Origin of the sequence: Fodinibius roseus, from assembly GCF_900129315.1 — a bacterium.
GTDB lineage: Bacteria > Bacteroidota > Rhodothermia > Balneolales > Balneolaceae > Fodinibius > Fodinibius roseus.
Genome location: NZ_FQUS01000016.1, coordinates 1 through 19935, shown reverse-complemented (window position 1 = coordinate 19935; position 19935 = coordinate 1). Strand labels below are relative to the sequence as shown.

The 19935-nt window shown below is 45.8% G+C and carries 11 protein-coding genes and 1 pseudogene; all 12 read left to right on the top strand.

Annotated elements, in window-relative coordinates:
- Window positions 1-16: 16 nt before the first annotated feature.
- Window positions 17-1816 (top strand): RagB/SusD family nutrient uptake outer membrane protein, encoded by a 1800-nt coding sequence (locus tag BUB16_RS14285; protein ID WP_073065816.1) that lies wholly within the window; start codon window positions 17-19, stop codon window positions 1814-1816.
- A gap of 154 nt (window positions 1817-1970) precedes the next feature.
- Complete coding sequence (locus BUB16_RS14280; protein ID WP_073065813.1) at window positions 1971-2543, top strand: discoidin domain-containing protein; 573 nt, start codon at window positions 1971-1973, stop codon at window positions 2541-2543.
- A 30-nt stretch (window positions 2544-2573) separates the two neighbouring features.
- Window positions 2574-3743, top strand: coding sequence for a glycoside hydrolase family 76 protein (locus BUB16_RS14275; RefSeq protein ID WP_139240316.1), 1170 nt, complete (start codon window positions 2574-2576; stop codon window positions 3741-3743).
- Window positions 3744-3894: 151 nt separating this feature from the next.
- Entirely contained in the window at window positions 3895-5022 is a 1128-nt protein-coding gene (locus BUB16_RS14270; RefSeq protein WP_073065806.1) for a glycoside hydrolase family 76 protein, read from the top strand.
- 518 nt (window positions 5023-5540) lie between these two features.
- The gene (locus tag BUB16_RS14265) at window positions 5541-8036 is read left to right on the top strand and encodes a glutaminase family protein (protein ID WP_073065803.1); all 2496 of its coding nucleotides are present in this window, start codon (window positions 5541-5543) and stop codon (window positions 8034-8036) included.
- Between the two features lie 325 nt (window positions 8037-8361).
- Entirely contained in the window at window positions 8362-10191 is a 1830-nt protein-coding gene (locus BUB16_RS14260; protein WP_073065801.1) for a 3-keto-alpha-glucoside-1,2-lyase-like domain-containing protein, read from the top strand.
- 26 nt (window positions 10192-10217) lie between these two features.
- Window positions 10218-12140: a c-type cytochrome gene (locus BUB16_RS14255; protein WP_073066084.1), complete on the top strand. Its 1923-nt coding sequence runs from the start codon at window positions 10218-10220 to the stop codon at window positions 12138-12140.
- 163 nt (window positions 12141-12303) lie between these two features.
- Window positions 12304-12900 (top strand): RNA polymerase sigma factor, encoded by a 597-nt coding sequence (locus BUB16_RS14250; protein WP_073065798.1) that lies wholly within the window; start codon window positions 12304-12306, stop codon window positions 12898-12900.
- Between the two features lie 183 nt (window positions 12901-13083).
- On the top strand, window positions 13084-14124 hold the full coding sequence (locus tag BUB16_RS14245) for a FecR family protein (protein WP_073065795.1): 1041 nt from the start codon (window positions 13084-13086) through the stop codon (window positions 14122-14124).
- Between the two features lie 405 nt (window positions 14125-14529).
- Window positions 14530-17937 (top strand): SusC/RagA family TonB-linked outer membrane protein, encoded by a 3408-nt coding sequence (locus tag BUB16_RS14240; protein ID WP_073065792.1) that lies wholly within the window; start codon window positions 14530-14532, stop codon window positions 17935-17937.
- Between the two features lie 17 nt (window positions 17938-17954).
- Window positions 17955-19634: a RagB/SusD family nutrient uptake outer membrane protein gene (locus tag BUB16_RS14235; protein ID WP_073065790.1), complete on the top strand. Its 1680-nt coding sequence runs from the start codon at window positions 17955-17957 to the stop codon at window positions 19632-19634.
- A 111-nt stretch (window positions 19635-19745) separates the two neighbouring features.
- Window positions 19746-19935: pseudogene (locus BUB16_RS14230) on the top strand (hypothetical protein); the annotation flags it as partial.

The window sequence follows — 19935 nt, the reverse complement described above, 5'->3', positions numbered from 1 at the left end:
TTAGACGAACACTGTTATGAATAGATTTAAACGAATTGGCATATTTTTAGTGGTTGTGTTGTTTTGTGTATCCTGTTCTGATTACCTGGATCAGGTGCCTGATGATCGCTTAACCCTGGATGAGACGTTTACAAGCGAGAACCGGGTATTGGATTTTCTGGCGAATGTTTACTCAAGATTGCCCAGTGAAAACCAGCGGTGGACAGGCGGCAATAATGGTCCCTGGACCGGGGCGTCCGACGAGGCAGAATTTGTATGGGCGTATTATTATCAAAATTCCGTAAATCTTGGGGCCTGGGATGCTACGACCGGCCATGTAAATGACGTTTGGTCCAATTATTACCAGGGCATTCGGGCTGCCACCTACTTTATGGACAATGTGGACCAGTGTCAGGAGTGCGCTCCCAGTCGTATAGAACGATATAAGGCAGAAGCACGGGCCCTGCGTGCTGTGTTTTATTACAACCTGATGCGTATATTCGGACCGGTGGTGACTTTAGGCAATAAAACGCTCCCGCCTGATGCCAGTCTGGAGCAAGTGCAAAAAGCTCGAACGCCGTTTGATCAGGGCGTGAATTTTGTGGTCAACCAGCTGGATTCTGCGGCGGCAAATCTGCCCGCAACGCCTCCGACGAATGCTTATCATGGCCGAATGACCAAGCCCTATCTGCAGGGAGTAAAAGTGGATTTGCTGCTGATCGCGGCAAGTCCGCTCTTTAACGGCAATACGGATTATGCCGATTTAATCAACCCCGATGGCACGCAACTGGTCAGCCAGCAATACAATGAAAGCAAGTGGAAGCGCGCGGCCGATGCAGCCAAAGAGTTTATCGATGCGTATGTGCCCGGCACGTTCTCATTGTACAGGAAAAATGGCCCCGATGGCGAATTTTCTCCATACTTATCTACTCGGGATGTAGTGCTGGATGAATGGAACAGGGAAATTATTATGGCCCGTCCCGGTGCGACTGTCGACCAGTATGCCAGATATCCCTATCATTCCGGTGAAGATGGTAATAACAGAGGAGCCGGAGGGTTGGGGGCTACCCAATCGATCGTTGACGCTTACTTCATGGAAAACGGCCGCCCGATTGATGATCCCCAGTCGGGTTACCAGGAAACGGGTTTTTCTCAATTCCAGGCTCCGTATGATACCGAGGAGCGAAGGACCTTTAATCAATGGGTCAATCGTGAACCCCGTTTCTATGTCGGTATTACCTATAACAACAGCCTCTGGCTGAATACCGACCCGGAACCTATAATCACGGAAACATGGTTCGAGGGGAATTCCGGTCAGCAGATTGGCGGGAACGATTATACTCCAACGGGTTATATTGTTCGGAAACATGCCAGTACGGGAGGATATAGTAGTGAACCGCAAACGATTGTGATGATGCGCTTGGCCGAGATCTATCTCAGTTATGCGGAAGCACTCAATGAGTACGATCCCGGGAATCCTGATATCCTGGAATTTCTGAATCGTATTCGCAACCGGGCGGGTATTCCTGAGTATGGCTCTGATGAGTTGGAAGCACCATCCTCACAAGAAGAAATGCGGGAAGCTATTCATCACGAGCGACAGGTTGAATTAGCGTTCGAAGATAAGCGCTATTTTGATGCCCGCCGCTGGAAAACAGCCGAAGAAGAATTCGGAGGCCCCATGTATTCCATGGATATTTTTGCTACACCGGAGTCTGAATTTTACAATAAAATAGTGTTTGAAGAACGGGTATTTGAAATGAGGCATTATTTATATCCCATCCCGCAGGATGAAGTAAATATTAACAGTAATCTGGTGCAAAATCCCGGATGGTAATAATTGAAATGCTTCTACGGTTCACTTTTACCAGTAAGAGGGAAGGCATCGGGCAGGTGGACTCATCATTCGGCAACCCCGTGCAGGGCTAACCGGTAACCGCGTTAAATTAACGGCTAAAAACTACAAGTTTTAAATTAAAGCAAATTGACTCATGTTAGAATTAGTACGGAATATTAGATTTATAGTGAGTGTGGTTGTTTTTGGGCTTATGATTACAGCCTGTAACGATGAGAGTCCACCCACCGCAGCAACCACTGAACCCGATGTTACGGATTTATCTGAAAATGCGACCTTAACGGTAAGTGATGAAAATCCCGGGGGACCATTTGCAGGGGAGGGATCGAGCAAATCAATCGACGGTGATAAATACACCAAGTTTTTGATCTTTGATTACGATCCTGATTTTTGGATGCAACAGGATTTCGAAGAGTCCGTAACCATCAATGCCTACACAATTACATCCGGTAATGATGCGCCTGATCGCGATCCACATGATTGGACTTTAGCTGGTTCTAATGACGGAGGTTCAACCTGGGAAACCATACATACTGTAACGAGTGCCTCGTTTACTGGCAGAAATAAGGTGAATATCTATGGACTGGATTCAGAAGCAACCTATAGCTCATTTCGCTTATCTATCACTGACAATGCCGGCGAAACTTCATTGATGCAATTAAGTGAATGGCGGTTACTTTACTACAACGGTGAGGTGCCAGAGTTATAATAATCAACTATCTTTTAGTCAGCTCATAGTTTGAAGTACATTTCATTTTCTATAATGGCCCTGCTTGTGTTGATAATCAGTAGCTGTAGTAATAACGGGGCTGATGGCGATTCTCCTCCGGTTGTACCAACTGAATCGACCTATACGATTAATTGGTATGTTGCCGCCGATAGCAGCACTCGTACCGGGTTAATAGAAAATTACTGGAATTCCCGGCAACACTACTTCAATTACGGAAACAGAGATGATAGGGAATTTCAGTATTGGCCCCAGGCTCATGCCTTGGATGTATTGGTTGATGCATATATTAGAACAGGGGATTCAATATTTGAGCAGTACATTGATGTATGGTATGAGGGAATCTATCAAAAAAATGGTAACACTTTTCTGAATGATTTTTATGACGATATGCAATGGAATGCTTTAGCAATGTTGCGTACATATAATATTACTGGCAAAGAGAAGTTCAAGACTTCGGTTGATACTATTTGGGAAGAAATAAAAACAGGTTGGACTGATGTAGCAGATGGAGGAATTATGTGGGCTAAACATACTCCACATAGCAAAAATGCCATTTCCAATTCTCCGGCCAGCATCTTAGCCTCCCGTTTATACCAGCTTAACGAAAAACAGGAGTATATGGACTGGGCAAAAAAAACGTATCAATGGGTAAGAAATAAACTTGTAAATAAAGAAAATGGAGCTGTATGGGATCATATTGAGGTGTCAGAAGATGGAGAAGAGGATATAGCGAAAGATTGGATATTCACCTATAATCAAGGAGTTTTTTTGGGAGCAGCTTTAGAACTTTATAGCATTACCGGTGAATCAGGTTATTTGGATGATGCTATTAAATCAGCAGATTATACATTGAACAATATGATTAATGATGATGGAGTATTTAAAGAGCGAGGGACGGGGGATGGAGGATTGTTTAAAGGAATATTTATACGCTACCTTACGCAATTAATATTTGAGGAAGAGCTGCCTGACACAACGCGAGAACGTTATGCCCAGTTTCTGGAACACAATGCGGAGGTATTATGGAATAAAGGGACAAATAAGAAGCAAGTCATTTTTGATCCCAGCTGGCAAAAAAAGCCCGGCAATGATGAGGAAATAGATTTAACAGTACATCTCAGCGGAGCCATGATTATAGAAGCCGCTGCTTTGTTGGAACGTGAAAATATTTTGGAATGATAGATTATATTATACACATGATATGAGATATATCACGATCGACAGATAGAATCAAGAGCTGGAATACTTTCACTCAAACAAATTTTAAAATTTGAAGGTAATGCTGAAAGCGCCAAATATATATCGAAAGCTCATTATCAAATAACATCTCATGCAGCAAGGTAGGAATTTCTTTCTTTTTTTATTCTTTATCTCTTTGGGAGCGTGTAGCGCGAGTGATCAGAATACCGAAGAGCCGCCGGTAGATCCACCGACTCAAGAGACCGCATATACCGCCGAAGACGCTACAGAAGCCTTCGAATCCTTTAACAACCACTTTTATGATCATCGCGTGAAACTATATCACGCAACCACAGATCAGGCAGAAATCGGCTCCATATGGACTCAAGCTATTTTTTGGGATATCGTAATGGATGCCTATCAGCGAACGGAAAATCCCGATTATCTGCAGATGATTCACGACATCTACGAGGGGGGATATAAGGAGTATGACGGCTACAACTGGGAGAACAAGAAAGAATGGTTTATATATGACGACATCATGTGGTGGGTTATCGCCTTGGCGCGGGCTCATACCATCACCGGGAAAGAAAAGTATTTGGATCAATCCATAACCGGCTTCGACCGGGTTTGGAGAGATTCCTATGATCCGGAGAATGGAGGGATGTACTGGTCGTTTGATCACAGTGGCAAGAACGCTTGTATCAATTATCCGACCGTGATTGCGGCCATGCGGTTGTACCACATCACAGGTGATGAAGCCTATCTTGATAAGGCTAAAAAAATATATAGCTGGGCCCGGGAAAACCTGTTCCAGGAAACGACGGGACGTGTGGCCGATCACAAGGTGGGGGATGACCCGCCAGGTTATGAAGATTATACGTACAACCAGGGGACGGCTATCGGCGCGGCCGTAATGCTTTATGAGGAGACAAACGACCAATCGTATTTGGATGACGCTGTTTTGGCTGCTGACTATACCAAAGAAGAAATGTCGAATAGCAACGAAATACTGCCGGCCGAAGGCGATTGGAATGAGCAGGGGGTACTGAAGGCCATATTTGTTCGATACATGGATATGCTTATTGAAGACGGGGGACAAGATCAATATCTGCCGTGGCTGCAGAAAAATGCCAATACCGCATGGCGCAATCGGGATAAAACCCGCACGCTGATGTACCGGGATTATGATGTCCCTTGTCCCGATGGCAAAATTCAGTCGTATGAAGCCAGCAGTGCTGTGGGTTTCATGCAGGTTATTCCGCCACCCGCGGACTAAATTAATTGCAATATTATTTTTGCTGCCTATATGTCTACTCAGATAAGAAAAATAACTCCAAGATCTAAGAAAAGTTTTTTAATTTTTATACGATTACTTCTAATTAGTGTCCCACTTAGTGCCATTGCCTATTATTATAATTTTATTCAAATTCAACGCACGGTATTTGGTCACTATTGGTGGGCTTGGATTGTTGTATTTCCTATTTTTTTGTCAATTAGCTTATGGTTTCTGGAAATAAACAGATGGAATTATCGCTTCACGGCGTGGGTCCTGGGTCGCACTGTTACCGTGAAAGAAGCAAATGAAAAGTGAAGATGAAGATTAATTTTTGCAGAAATGTTGCTGAATAAGTTGGGATTAAAGTACTTCTAACATAGTTGTTATCGTTAACATAATTTTAGTAATTTGAAACCAATCAGTGAGGCTGGTAGGGCCGCGGGGTCATGCCGGGTCGTACAGCCTCCATGCGAACTAAAATCCAGAATACTTATAACTCCATAGCAAAAATTAGCTACATGAAGAGCGTAAAGAAATTTATTTTTCTGCTGACACTGAGCCTTTTTTTAGTTCCCTTTCAGTCGAGCGCACAACCTGAACAACAACTGCGTCCCCCTGCCTACCCGTTAATTACCGTGGATCCCAACTTCAGCATCTGGTCCATGCAGGATACTCTTTATAACGGTCCGACCAGGCACTGGACCGGGCAGGAGCACTCGCTGCAGGGTATCATACGGGTGGACGGAGAATCGTATTATTTTATGGGTCAGTCCATTCCCCGTTATAATGTGTTACTGCCGATGGCCCAAGACAAAGGCCAATGGACATTTACTACCTCTCAGCCCAGCGATGGATGGCAAAATAATAACTTTACTACCCAAAACTGGAAGGAGGGAAGGGGCGCGTTTACTGATGGTGAAGAGGTTCCCAATCCATGGAATACCCGTGAGATCTGGGCACGCCGTACGTTTGAGATTGATGACGTGAATGAGGTGGATGCTGAGAAACTGCTGCTGAACGTGCAGCATGATGATGACCTTGCCGTCTATATTAACGGCGTGCCTGCCTTTGAACGGGAAGGCGTAACCAACCCGGCAGCACTGGTTCAGGTTAATCCGGAGGCGTTGGATGCCCTTCGGGAAGGAGAAAATATTATCGCTGCACACTGTATTAATACCGGGGGACTTGCGTACCTCGATGTGGGCCTGGTTGAAGAATTGGAGTCGGCGGTTCAGATCTCCAATGCCAGGCAAACAAATGCGGAGGTGAGTGCCACACAAACGGAATATACCTTCGAAAGTGGTCCGGTGGAATTAAAGGCAACTTTTACCGCGCCCCTTTTGCCCGATAATCTGGAACAGATCTCCCGTCCGGCCAACTATATTTCCTTTGATGTCCGATCCACGGATGGAGCATCTCATGATGTGCAAATTTACCTCAGCGCTGCTTCGAATATTGCGGTCAATACCACCGACCAGGAAGTAGTCTGGCAGCGCATGCCCTCCCGCTCGCTTGATATTATGCGTGTGGGGACTGCGACCCAGCAGGTATTGGGACGAAAAGGCGACAATGTTCGTATCGACTGGGGACACCTCTACATGGCGGCTCCCGGGGTAGAGGGACTAAGCAGCCGGATGACGGCAAACGGGACGTCTGTTGCTGATTTTGTTGACGATGGTAAGCTGAGCAGCCGGGACGAGGGGGCTATGCCGCGGGCGGTCCGCTCCGATCCCCTGACCCTTGCCGCGGCCTATGATTTAGGTCCCGTTTCAAAGGATCCTCAAAGCCGGCATATTACGCTGGCTTATGATGATCTCTATGCCATTGAATATTTCCACCAGCCGTTGCAGGCCTGGTGGAAAACGGGAAGCGGCTCGGCCATAGACATGCTGCACCGGTCTGAGGCGGAATATGACAGCCTGATGCAGGCAGCCACTGAATTTGATCGGAATTTATTCGAAGAGGCAAGGCAGGCCGGCGGGAGAAAGTACGCTGAGCTGACCGAATTGGCCTACCGGCAGTCCGTAGCCGCGCATAAGCTGGTCGCCAGTCCCGAGGGTAAGCCGTTGTTTTTCAGCAAGGAAAATTTTAGCAACGGCTCGATTGGTACCGTGGATGTAACCTATCCCTCATCACCCCTGTTCCTATACTACAACCCGGAGCTTTTGAAGGGCATGCTGCGCCCGATTTTTTATTACCGGGAGAGCGGGCGCTGGGATAAGCCGTTTGCCGCCCACGATGTCGGCACGTATCCCATTGCCAACGGACAAACCTACGGGGGGGACATGCCGGTCGAAGAGTCCGGAAATATGCTTATTATGACGACGGCTATTGCCCGGGCAGAAGGCAACGCGGAGTTTGCCGCAAATCACTGGGAATCACTCACCGAATGGGCCGACTATCTGATGGAACACGGCATGGATCCCAAAAATCAACTTTCCACGGATGATTTTGCCGGCCACCTGGCCCGAAACGCCAATCTCTCCATAAAAGCGATTCTGGGCATTGCCGGTTATGGACAGCTGGCTGACCGGCTTGGCAAAGCGGAGGTAGCCGAAAAATATACAAGTGCTGCTAAGGATATGGCCCGAAAATGGATGAATATGGCCGACGCGGGTGATCACTATATGCTGGCTTTTGGCAATCCCGATACGTGGAGTCAGAAATACAACCTGGTATGGGATCATCTGTTGGACTTGAATGTCTTCCCCGATAGTATCGATGAGCGTGAAATAGCGTATTATCTGAAACAACAAAATGAATACGGCCTGCCGCTGGACAATCGTGCTCTTTATACCAAAAGCGACTGGATTATGTGGACGGCAACGCTTGCCGAAGATCAGGATACCTTCCGGGAGTTTATTTATCCCATGTATCGGGCCTTTGACACGACCGAAGACCGCGTGCCGATGACGGACTGGTACTGGACCGACAGCGGGGATCAGCGCGGCTTCCAGGCGCGATCGGTCGTAGGGGGCTACTTTATCAAAATGCTGGAGGAAAAAATGAAATAGCCTGATCCAACTCCCTATTATTAATTAAACATTCATCGGTAAACAATTTTAACATGTTGGTGGCTGCAGCTTTTGCACAAAATAGTTATGATAAGATTGCAAAGTTTACCTATTCGTCCGGCTGCTTCTGTTTTAGCATACAAAGTAAAACAATAAATAGTTAGAGAACTTTGAAAAACAAGAAATCTTGTTCAGGATCAAGGCCGGAGGAGGTTGATACCGGACATATAGCTTATATGTGAGGATTTCGACCGACCAATAAGTCTGACATCGGGCAAAAGTCGGGTTTTACAAAGCTCTCTGTTAAAAGAAGAAATACAGTTATATGAATAGAAGGATATCTGTTTTGGGAGGGATGCTTATCTGTATGATCCTCTTGTTTGGTTTGAATCATGTTACCAGCGGCCAGCAGGCCCCGGACCCGGAACTATCGCTGCAGGATTTGTCGGCTTTTGAGGAGCCCGGCCAGAGCTGGCGGGTTGCGGGAGGCGTGGCGGCCTCGCTGGACAAGGCCAATCACCTGGAGGTGGAACCGGGGACCGGCATCCTGGTGAACACTCCCGGCGATCGTCAGGGGAGGGATCTGTTTACCAGGCTTGAGCACGGGGATATGGACCTGGAGCTGGATGTCATGATGGCGAAGGATTCCAACTCCGGCATCTACCTGCAGGGACGGTATGAAGTTCAGCTGCTGGACAGCTGGGCGACCCAAACCCCGACGTCGGGGGATCACGGCGGCCTATACGAGCGATGGGACGAGAGCCGGCCGGAGGGACAAAAAGGTTACCAGGGACACCCGCCGCGACAAAATGCGAGCCGGGCACCGGGGCTGTGGCAGCACCTGGAAATTTCGTTCCGGGCGCCTCGCTTTGACGATGAGGGGAACAAAGTGGCGCATGCGCAGATTATCCGGGCGACATTGAACGGGGTTACCATCCATGAAGGGCTGGAGCTGCGGGGACCAACCCGCGGGGCGGTCGGGGATGGCGAGGTGGCACAGGGACCGCTGCGTTTGCAGGGGGATCACGGGGCCGTGGCTTTTCGCAATATAAAGATTACACGGTACGACCAGCCTGCGCCTACTGTTAGCGGGCTCGAATACAACGTCTATGAGGGCGCTTTCAGCGAGGAACCTGACCCGGATACCCTTTCAGCCATGCAATCGGGTTCCCCGGAGCTGCTCACGGCGCAACTGGGACAGCTGCCGGACCAATTTCTGCTGCGCTATACCGGGACCCTGCAAAACAAGAGCACCGGTGATTATACATTTCGCCTGGATGCCGCCGGCGGGGGCGGGCTGTTGCGTATTGACGGGGAGGAAGTGATCCCGATTGATGACAATGAAGGCGAAGTACGTCTGACAGAGGGAGAGGTGTCGTTCGAACTTTTCTATGCTCGTCAGGCCGACTGGGCGGAACCGAACCTCGTATTTTCGGTTTCGGCAGCGGGACTTCCTTCCCATATGCTCAGCGACAGCCGGCTGAGCGGCCAACAGGGCCCCCGTCCCATTTATGTGGAGGCCCGGGATAAGCCGCTGCTGCGGAGTTTTATGGATCTGCCCGCCGGCGAGCGGCTGACACACGCCGTTTCGGTAAGCAGTCCCGAGAAGCTGCATTACACCTATGACCTCAACCGGGGCAACCTGGTGCAGCTGTGGCGGGGACGCTTTTTGGATGCGACACCGATGTGGCACAACCGGGGCAACGGGACCTCCCGGCCGAATGGATCGCTTGAGCATCTGCTCGAAGATCCCTCGCCGGCTGTAAACCGGTTGGAGGATGAACAGGATGCGTGGACCAGCGATACAACAGGAACGGGCTACTGTTCGAAGGGATATACGATGGACAGCAATGATAATCCCACTTTTGTATACGAGATGTATGGTACGAAAGTAGAGGATGAGATCCGGGTGGTCTCCGGCGGCCGGGGCGTCCGGCGTACCCTGGACTTCTCGGAGCCGTGGGATGATCTGTATGTTCGCCTTGCGGCCGGAGACTCGATTACCAGAGAGGAGGGAGATCGCTATCAGGTTGATGACCGCTCCTATTACCTGGAAGTCGATTCGGGGCTCGATCCTTTTATTCGTTCCACGGGCAGCCTCCAGGAACTTCTGGTACCTGCCCGGTCGAGCGTACACTATACCATTCTCTTTTAAACCTACCTGAATAAATGAATTTGTTTATGTATTCCATACGTCGCTGTTTTGCTGTTTTGATTCTGTTACTTGCTGTTAGCGGGGGAGCTTCTGCCCAGGACACTCCCGCCGAAGAGGATTTCTTCCCCATTTTAGATGTTAACAGTCCGGAAGGATACGTGCTCGAAGTGGGGGGACTTGCGGTTCTTCCGAACGGGGACCTTGGGGTTGCTACGCGGCGCGGTGATATCCTGATCGTTGAAAATCCGACCAGCAATAACCCTTATTTCCGGCGTTTCGCCTCCGGTTTGCATGAGGTGCTGGGACTGGCTTATAAAGACGGGGCGCTGTATTGCGCCCAGCGCGGAGAGCTCACACGCCTGGAAGATACCACGATGGACGGCAAGGCGGATGTGATCGAAACCGTCTATTCCTGGCCGCTGTCGGGACACTATCACGAGTACAGCTACGGTCCGCTCATCGCCCCGGACGGCTCCTTTTATGTCTCGGGCAATGTCGCATTCGGCGATCAGCAGTGGTGGCGGGGAGAAAGCCGGGTGCCCTGGAGAGGGTGGATGATGCGCATAAGCGAAGAGGGACAGATGAAGCCCTGGGCCACGGGGATGCGCTCACCGGCCGGACTGGGATGGGTAGACGGGCAGCTGTTCTATGCCGAAAACCAGGGAGACTGGATTGGGTCGGGGGGACTCTGGCACGTGGAGGAGGGAGACTTTATGGGCCATCCGGCCGGTCTGCGGTGGACCGACAGGCCGAATGCCCCGCTTAGCATGACGATGGAAGATCTCTACGCGCATGTGGATCCCCGCTATAACAAGGATGAGAACGGCAACTATATCAAGCCGGAGAACATCCAGCATGAAGAAGACTACAAAACGATGTTTGAACTGCAGGAGCAGCTGCCGGCCCTGAAAACGCCGGCCGTTTGGCTGCCCCATGGCATCCTGGGTATTTCAAACTCCGATATCCTGGAGATTCCGGAGGGACACTTTGGTCCCTTCGAAGGTCAGCTGCTGGTGGGCGACCAGGGACAAAGCAAGATTATGCGCGTGGATATGGAGAAGGTGAACGGCACCTACCAGGGGGCCGCCCTTGACTTCCGCAGCGGCTTTCAGTCTGGGGTGCTTCGGATGGCATGGGCCGATGACGGCTCATTGTTTGTAGGGGAAACCAACCGGGGATGGGGATCGGCCGGCGAGGCGACCGAGGGACTGCAGCGGCTCGTTTGGAACCAACAGGTGCCCTTTGAAATGAAGACGGTCCGCGTCAAGCCCGATGGTTTTGAAATAACCTTCACCAGGCCTGTGGATAAATCTACCGCCGAAGATATTGCCTCCTACGCGGTCTCGAGCTTCATTTATAAGTATCACCCGGTCTACGGCAGTCCGATGGTGGATCCGGCCCCGGGCGATATCCGGGGCGTAAAAGTGTCCGACGACGGACTGAGCGTGCGTCTGCTGGTGGATAACATGCGCAAAAACTACATTCACCATATCGAACTGGATGGCCTCCGCTCCGAGGAGGGCAATCACCCGCTGCTGCATTCCTCCGCCTACTATACGCTGAAGGAGATCCCGGAGGGATCCACGCTGTCGCTGAGCGAGGTTAGCCGGAAAAATACCGACGCCGCCGACCCATCCGCTGCCGGGAAACAGCCCGAACAAAAAGAAGCAAAAGAAGGGGATGACAGTGGTCCTCCCACCTACGAAGAGGTAAAACCACTGTTGTCCCAATACACCTGTACCTCCTGCCATCAGACCGACAAACGCCAGGTGGGACCGCCGTTTGCAGAGATTGCCCGGCGGAATTACAGCAATGAAGAGATGGTCGAGCTGATGTATAACCCGGACCTCTCGAACTGGCCCGACTACGCCACGGCGATGCCGCCGATGACGATCGTGCCGGAAGAGGAGGCCCTGAAAATCGCCGACTGGATCAATTCGCTGGATTAATCTACTCCCATAGTAATGGATTTAGATCTGATAAATGCAAGATAATGGAATATAATTTTGATTTTCAGGTTAAATTATAGAATTTAAATTGGAAAAAAATGAAATAAGTTTAAATGTTAAAAAATATTTGATTCTTTTAATGCATAATTAGTTCACGCAGGGAATGGGTTTGACAGAAAAACAATTGCTGGTGAAAAGGCTTAAAAAAAGTGATAGAAAAGCGTTTGATCGTTTGTATCGAATATATGAAGAAAAGTTATATGCCTTCGCCTACAAGCTGACCCGATCTCATGAAGAAGCCAGGGAAATAGTACAATACACTTTTTTTAAAATATGGGAGAAGCGATCGACCATTGATGAGAATAAAAATTTTGAAGCCTTTCTCTTTACGATTGCCCGCAATAAAGTATACAATAAAGCCCGCAAGCGTACCTATGTTCATGCTTATGAACATTATCTCAAAAATAAGCTCAGCCACCAGCAAAACAACGGCACGGAAGAATCACTGCAGTATCGCGAGACATGGGAAGTTGTCGAAAATGCGATCGAACAACTGCCTCCCCGAAGGAAAGAAGTATTCACATTGAGCCGGATGAATGGCCTGACAAATAAAGAAATTGCCCACCTTACCGATACCTCCGTCAGCAATATCGAAAACCATATTCACAAAGCTCTAAAAGTGTTGCGAATCTACCTTTCGAATCACGGGATCATTAGCCTTTTCATCGTCATAGTATGCTTTAGCTGGTTTCTTATTTAACGGATTTTGGAGCATATTTCCCATGGCGGGGAGTGGATTCAGCCGGAAAGAAGGCTAAAGGTTGGTATGAATATTTTTTACATTCCCGAATTAATTTATTGGTGTCTCTTTCGGAGATGGTACTTTGGTCTGTTTATGTGTATTTAACATAGATCACAGTCATAAAGTGATGTAATATCGTCGATGAATAAAGAAATACTCGAAAGATTTTTTAACAACGAGGCTTCCGAAGCCGAAGTGGAAGAGGTCCTCAAGTGGTTTGAGGACCGGCAGCTGAATCCTCAAAAAAGTCAGTCTCTGGAGGAGCTTTGGCATGAGATCGGTGCATCGGACTATGTGTCGCACGATGGAGACCAGCTTCTGCATGATATTCATCAGGATATAAGAAGGTCAGAGGTCAGCCACCGGGATAAACGTTTATATAGATATAACCGAACATCTCGCCGCCGGGACTACGGTTTTCCCATGTGGGCCAAAGCGGCAGCCGTACTGGTTGTGGCCGTCGGGCTGTTTGCTTTTTGGTCGGTCAATAACTCGCATACCGGTAATAGTGTCGGGGAAAACAGAGAAGTAACAAAAATAGCTGAGCCGGGAGAGAAAAAAACGCTGACCCTGTCAGACGGAACGGTTATACAATTAAATGCGGATAGTCGCATTACCTTTCCGGAAAAGTTTTCGAAAACGGAGCGGGAAGTTTTTCTGACCGGCGAAGCTTTTTTCGAGGTCACGGAAGATTCAAGTCGCCGGTTTGTCGTTCATACGGGAGAACTTACAGCGACTGTTTTGGGCACATCATTTAATATCAGAAACTATCCGGAAGATAAACAGACGGATGTTTCCCTTGCCAGTGGTAAACTAAAGGTGGAATCCGGCGACAACCGTAGCAGATTAAAATCGCATGTCTTGAATCCCGGCGAGGCTGCCGTGCTGGACAAGAGAGATAGTACCCTGACAAAAGGACGGTTTGATCCCGAATTAAGCCTGGGATGGACCCGGGGAATGCTGGTATTCCGGGATGCCGATGTTGACGAGCTTATTACCCGTATTGAGCGCTGGTACGGGGTTACTGTCAAAGTCAAAAACCGGGAAGAACTTGCCCGTCAAAAGTGGCGATACCGGGGGGTATTTAGGGATGAACCGCTCCGTAATGTTCTGGAAGGCATCAGTTATGTCAAGGATTTTACGTATGAAGTTGAGAATCAGATTGTTAATATCACTTTTTAAGGTAGGTAAGCTAAACTCTCGTTTCTTTTCCCATTCTTGCCGGTCTGTTTTGAAACACAATGAGGTCATTTACTAATGAATGTCCCACCGTCTGATTCAACGCGAGTTTGAGCGAAGTATCTCTTCTCATTTTTAGAAATCCAGCCGGGACAATAATTCAAAGTCAACCTCATTTGACCGGGCTCATATCGGATTAAATGGTGTTTCATTTAACTTCATGAGACAAAACAGATATCGGTAGTCAGAAAAAAATAAAAAAAGAGGTGGTGTTACTTCTTCTCTGGTTGTATTTATACATGAACGGGCCCGGTACAGGGATTTTTAAACAATAAGAATCGAGTGGTACAATAGCACAAGGGGATAACAAATGCTGATATGCCATTCAGAATTTAAAAGCTGACTACAATGAATAGAACATTACGGAAGATGTGGTTTTTGGTATCAAGAGGAGCAGTAAAAAAAGTGTTCACCCTGCTCGTTTTGGGTACCTGCCTGGTTTCAGCTGCAGAGGGATATCAACAAGAGGTTGCCACTATACAAAAGGAACAGGTATCGTTAGTGAATTTGGATACTGAGGAAATTTCTGTTTATGAAATGATAAAAATAGTTGAGCGCCAGACCGGCTATCGCTTTTCTTTTGATTGGAATCAGATCGATACGGAAACCTCCTTCAGTGCGGGTTCGGGTGAGCAGAAAGTCGAAAGTCTGCTATCCAAGATGGTTGCCCAAACAGACTTGGTCTATCAAATTATAAACAGCAATATTCACCTGAGGAGGAGTCCAATGGGTGAGCTGGAGCATCGACAACCGGTACAACAGGAAACCGTACGGGGGCAGGTGACGGATGCTGAGTCCGGCGAAACGCTCCCGGGGGTGAATGTGGTGGTCAAGGGGACGACAACGGGTACCTCCACAGATGCAAATGGTATTTTTGATCTGACGGTGGAATCTCTTCAAGATACACTCATTTTCTCATTTGTTGGATATCAAACCCAAGAAATACCTATCGATAGACAAACAGACATTAATGTGGCTCTGCAGCTTCAGGCGATTGCCGGTGAAGAATTGGTTGTTGTCGGATATGGTACACAACAAGCTAGGGAAGTTACGGCTTCAATTACGACTATCAATAGTGAAGACATTACTGATAGGCAACAGGTGCAAGTTACCCAGGCATTACAAGGGACTGTTCCAGGCTTGACTGTGACTCGAAATGGGAATGCGCCTGGTTCGACAGCAGATTTAAAAATAAGGGGTGTTACTACACTTGGAAATAGTGATCCTCTAATCATTGTAGATGGAGTTCCTGCTAATAGTCTTGACAATTTGAATGCTAATGATATAGAAGAAATTACTGTATTGAAAGATGCTGCTTCCGCTTCAATATATGGTGCCAGAGCGGCTGCCGGAGTAATCTTGGTAAAGACAAAAAGAGCAAAAGTTAATGAATTTAATTTGGATTATAACTTTAATTATGGTTTTCAAAGGCCAACGGCTCGCCCTGACTATGTTGATGTAGTGAGATATCTCGAAATCACAAATGAACTTAGATGGAATGATAATGGTAATGCAGGAACAGAGTATCCTACTTATCCTAAGGAAATAGTAGACAATTATTATCAATTGAATCAAGAGGATCCGGATCAATATCCTATTACAGATTGGAATGAATTAGTATTCAATGAAACCGCACCTCGTCAAAGCCATTTTTTAAGTGTATCCGGAGGCTCCGAGAGAATAAGTTCCAAAGGTAGCATCGGATTGGACAGGTCCGATGCTTTATACCCGGGAAGAACCTACAGAAAGATTACAGCAAGAATAAATAATAATTTTAATATTAATAATTATTTGTCTGCTGAACTTGATATCAATTATAAGCATTCAGATTCTGACCAACTATCCTCACCTATTGAGAATATATTATTTTTTCAAACACTAATTTCCGCCCCTATCTATCCAGCTGTTTGGCAAAATGGAGCTACGGCACCAGGAAAAACGGGTACTAATATTTATGGACGTGTAAAGAATGGCGGATTTAATGAAATAGATCGAAATACGGCAGGTGGAACTATATCATTAGACTTTCATCCGTTAGAAAATTTAGAGATTTCAGGCATATTCTCAGCTAACCTTAATTTTGTTTCATCAAAAGATTTCCAAAAACAGATTCCTTACTATTCTGCCAGTAATGAGTCCCTGATACAAGGATATCTTCAAAATTCAAATACAACTGATTTATATGAGTCAAGATATGATGATCAAAACTATACAACACAGCTTTTAGCTACCTATGATAGAAATTATGGAGAGCATTCATTCAAGATATTAGGTGGTTATGAAAATTTTTATGCGAGGTTCGAAACGCTTGGAGCTTCTAGTACGCGTTTCCCCCTTTCATCATTTCCATATTTAAACAATGGCAATAATGATTATCAATTTGTCAATGGAAATGCCTATGAAAATGCATATAGATCCTTTTTTAGTAGAATCAATTATAGCTTCCAGGAAAAATACCTGTTTGAAGCAAGTATTCGCAGAGATGGTTCCTCCAGGTTTGCCGAAAATTATAGATGGGGCAATTTTCCTTCTGTTTCTGCAGGATGGATTATCTCGAACGAACCATTTTTGCAGGAGAGTTCTCCTCTTTCCTTTTTGAAATTGCGGGCATCGTATGGAAGTTTGGGAAATGAACGGATTGGCAATTATCCTTATCAAGCATCAATAGATTTTCGCAATGTATTATTATACCAGGGGGGTGATATCACTTCTGCTACCGCTGGTAATCAAAATACTTATAATATTGAAGATATCTCTTGGGAAACCACTACAACTGCAGGAATAGGTTTAGATGCCAATTTTCTTGATGATCAACTACAGTTAACGGCTGATTATTACCAGAAAAAAACTGAGGATATGTTGTTGGCATTAGAAATTCCAGATTTTTTGGGGTTTGAAAATCCGGATCAAAATACTGGAACAATGGAAACAAAAGGTTGGGAGTTCCAGGCTATTTGGAGAGATAAATTCGGTGATTTTGACTATTCAGTATCATTTAATCTTTCTAATTCAATAACTGAAATGGGTGAGCTGGGAGGGACTGAATTTCTTGGAGATCTAATTGTGACAGAAGGCAGCGAATACAATGAATGGTATGGTTATAAAACTGATGGCCTTTTTCAAACAGATGACGAGGTTGCGAATTCACCGACAATCAATAGTAACGTTCGCCCTGGTGATATTAAGTATGTTGATATCAGTGGACCCAATGGAAAGCCTGATGGGCAGATTACACCGGAGTATGACCGTACTCAGCTGGGAGGATCTTTACCCAAAATGCAATATGGCGGGAATATAAAAGTAGGATATAAAGAGCTTTCATTACGTATAACTTTTCAAGGGATAGGAAAACAGAATAGTCGAACCTATCCATTGATGGTACAACCGTTAACGAACGGGTGGGGGAATATTCCGGAAATAATAGATGGTAACTACTGGAGCACTTATAATACTTCCCAGCAAAATATTAATGCAGATTATCCCCGTCTCACCCAGGTAAACGCAGGGAGTAATTATTTGATGTCTGACTATTGGCTGTTTGATGGCTCCTATTTCCGTTTAAAAAATGTGACATTGGGATATGCCCTGCCCAATTCACTTGTTCAAAAATTAAAGCTTAAGGGACTAAATTTGAGTGTGACTGCCTCAGATCTATATACGATAAGCAGTTATCCGGAAGGGTGGGATCCTGAAATATCTGTTACAGGTTATCCCATTACTACACAATTATTATTTGGAGTATCCATACAACTTTAAAAGTAAAATTTAAAAAAATGAAAAATCTCCTGCTCATAGTTTTATTGACTACATTTTTGGGATGCACGGATTTAAATATGTCCCCACTATCTTCTGCATCTACCGAAAATTGGTACAACAATAAAGAAGAAATAAATATTTCACTAAACGAGTTATACGCTTTCAAATATTGGCTTAAAGCATCTGATTCCAACACAGATGATTGGTTATTTAGATCAAGTTTAACGCCAGTTACATCCGGAACCGTAACATCAGAGTGGGGGGTAGCAAGTCAGCGTTGGTCGGATAGCTACGAAGCCATTACAAAAGCAAATACAATCATAAATCACCTTCAAAATTCTGGAGATATTGCTATTACCGAACAGGAAAAACAACAATATATTTCTGAAGCAAAATTTATAAGAGCTGCCCAATATGCAAAGCTTATTTTTAATTTTGGTGATGTTGTTTACTATACAGATAAGATTCCACTTGAGGAAGCGTATACGACGGGAAGAACGGGTAAAGAAGAAGTGTTACAACATATATATGATGATTTTGATGCTGCCATAGCTAATCTGCCCGTTGAATACCCAAATTCCGAATTAAGCCGGGCTACAAAAGGTACTGCTTTGGCATATAAAGCACGCACCGCCTTATATAATGAAGATTGGAATATTGCGCAACAAGCAGCAAGACAAGTCATAGATATGGATACGTATCAATTGTATCCTGACTATGGCGAACTCTTCCAGCCTTCCACGCGAAAAACAGTAGAAACCATTTTTACTCTACCTCGTTCTGATGAATTTGGAGTTAATAATTATGCCGGTCGTTTACCCTCAAGGAATAGAGGGGGATACGCTGCAGAAAACCCATCATTTGATTTATTCTACACATATTTATGCACGGATGGCCTGCCAATTGATGAATCTCCATTGTTTGACCCTGAGAAGCCATTTGAAAATAGAGATCCCCGTTTGAGTTATACAATTGTTCCTTTCTCGACTTTACATTTAGGTATAGTTTATCAGCCTCATCCTGATACTTTAAGAGTATACAGTTCTTTAACTAATGGTATGATAGATAACCATGATAACCGTGCGGTTAATCAATATGCTTCATTTAATGGCTTACTTTGGAAAAAAGGAATTGATGAAAGTTTCGTTGATGATTATAGCGACGATTCTGATATAATATTAATGCGATATGCAGACATACTTCTAATATATGCCGAAGCTAAAATAGAACTTGATGAAATAGATGGTACAGTATTAGATGCTATTAATAAAGTTAGGGCGAGGGCTTACAAAGTTGATCCGTCAGCTATTGGTAAATATCCAGCAGTCACAACTACAAATCAACAAGAATTAAGAAAGATAGTACGGACGGAAAGGAGGATGGAATTTGCATTTGAAGGGTTACGATATAAAGATCTCATTCGATGGAGGATAGCTGAGAAAGCACTTAATAGGCCAAACTATGGATTATTGGATCCCGAACCGTTAAGACAGAGAGTCGTAAATCAAGGAGATTGGTTCCTCCCCTATGGCCCGGAGATAGATGAAGACGGTATACCCAGTTACACTCAGTTGGTCAATGAACAATTAATTAAGCAGATTACCGATCGTAATTTTGATTCAAGGCAATATTTAATGCCAATACCGGCCAGTGAAATACAGATTAATAAGAACTTGGAACAGAATCCTGGTTATTAATGAATTTTTAAAAGGTAAGGAAGATTGAAAGATCAATTTTAAATTATGTCAGTCTCCGCTATTTGTATTTGTACCAAACTGTAAAAGTCCATTTTTCATACAATTCTCTGAATGAAACTATCTATTTCGTTGATCATTTTATTTACTTTATTTTCTGTGGATTTAATGCTTGCACAGAAGAATTCTTCAAAAATCGAGCAAAAGGATAAAACCAATATTAGCGGTGTTGTCCCAGAGACGGCCATGGTAGCGGATCATGCTCCCCGAACGGAAGCCGGGATCGGGGCGTTGATGCCGTGGG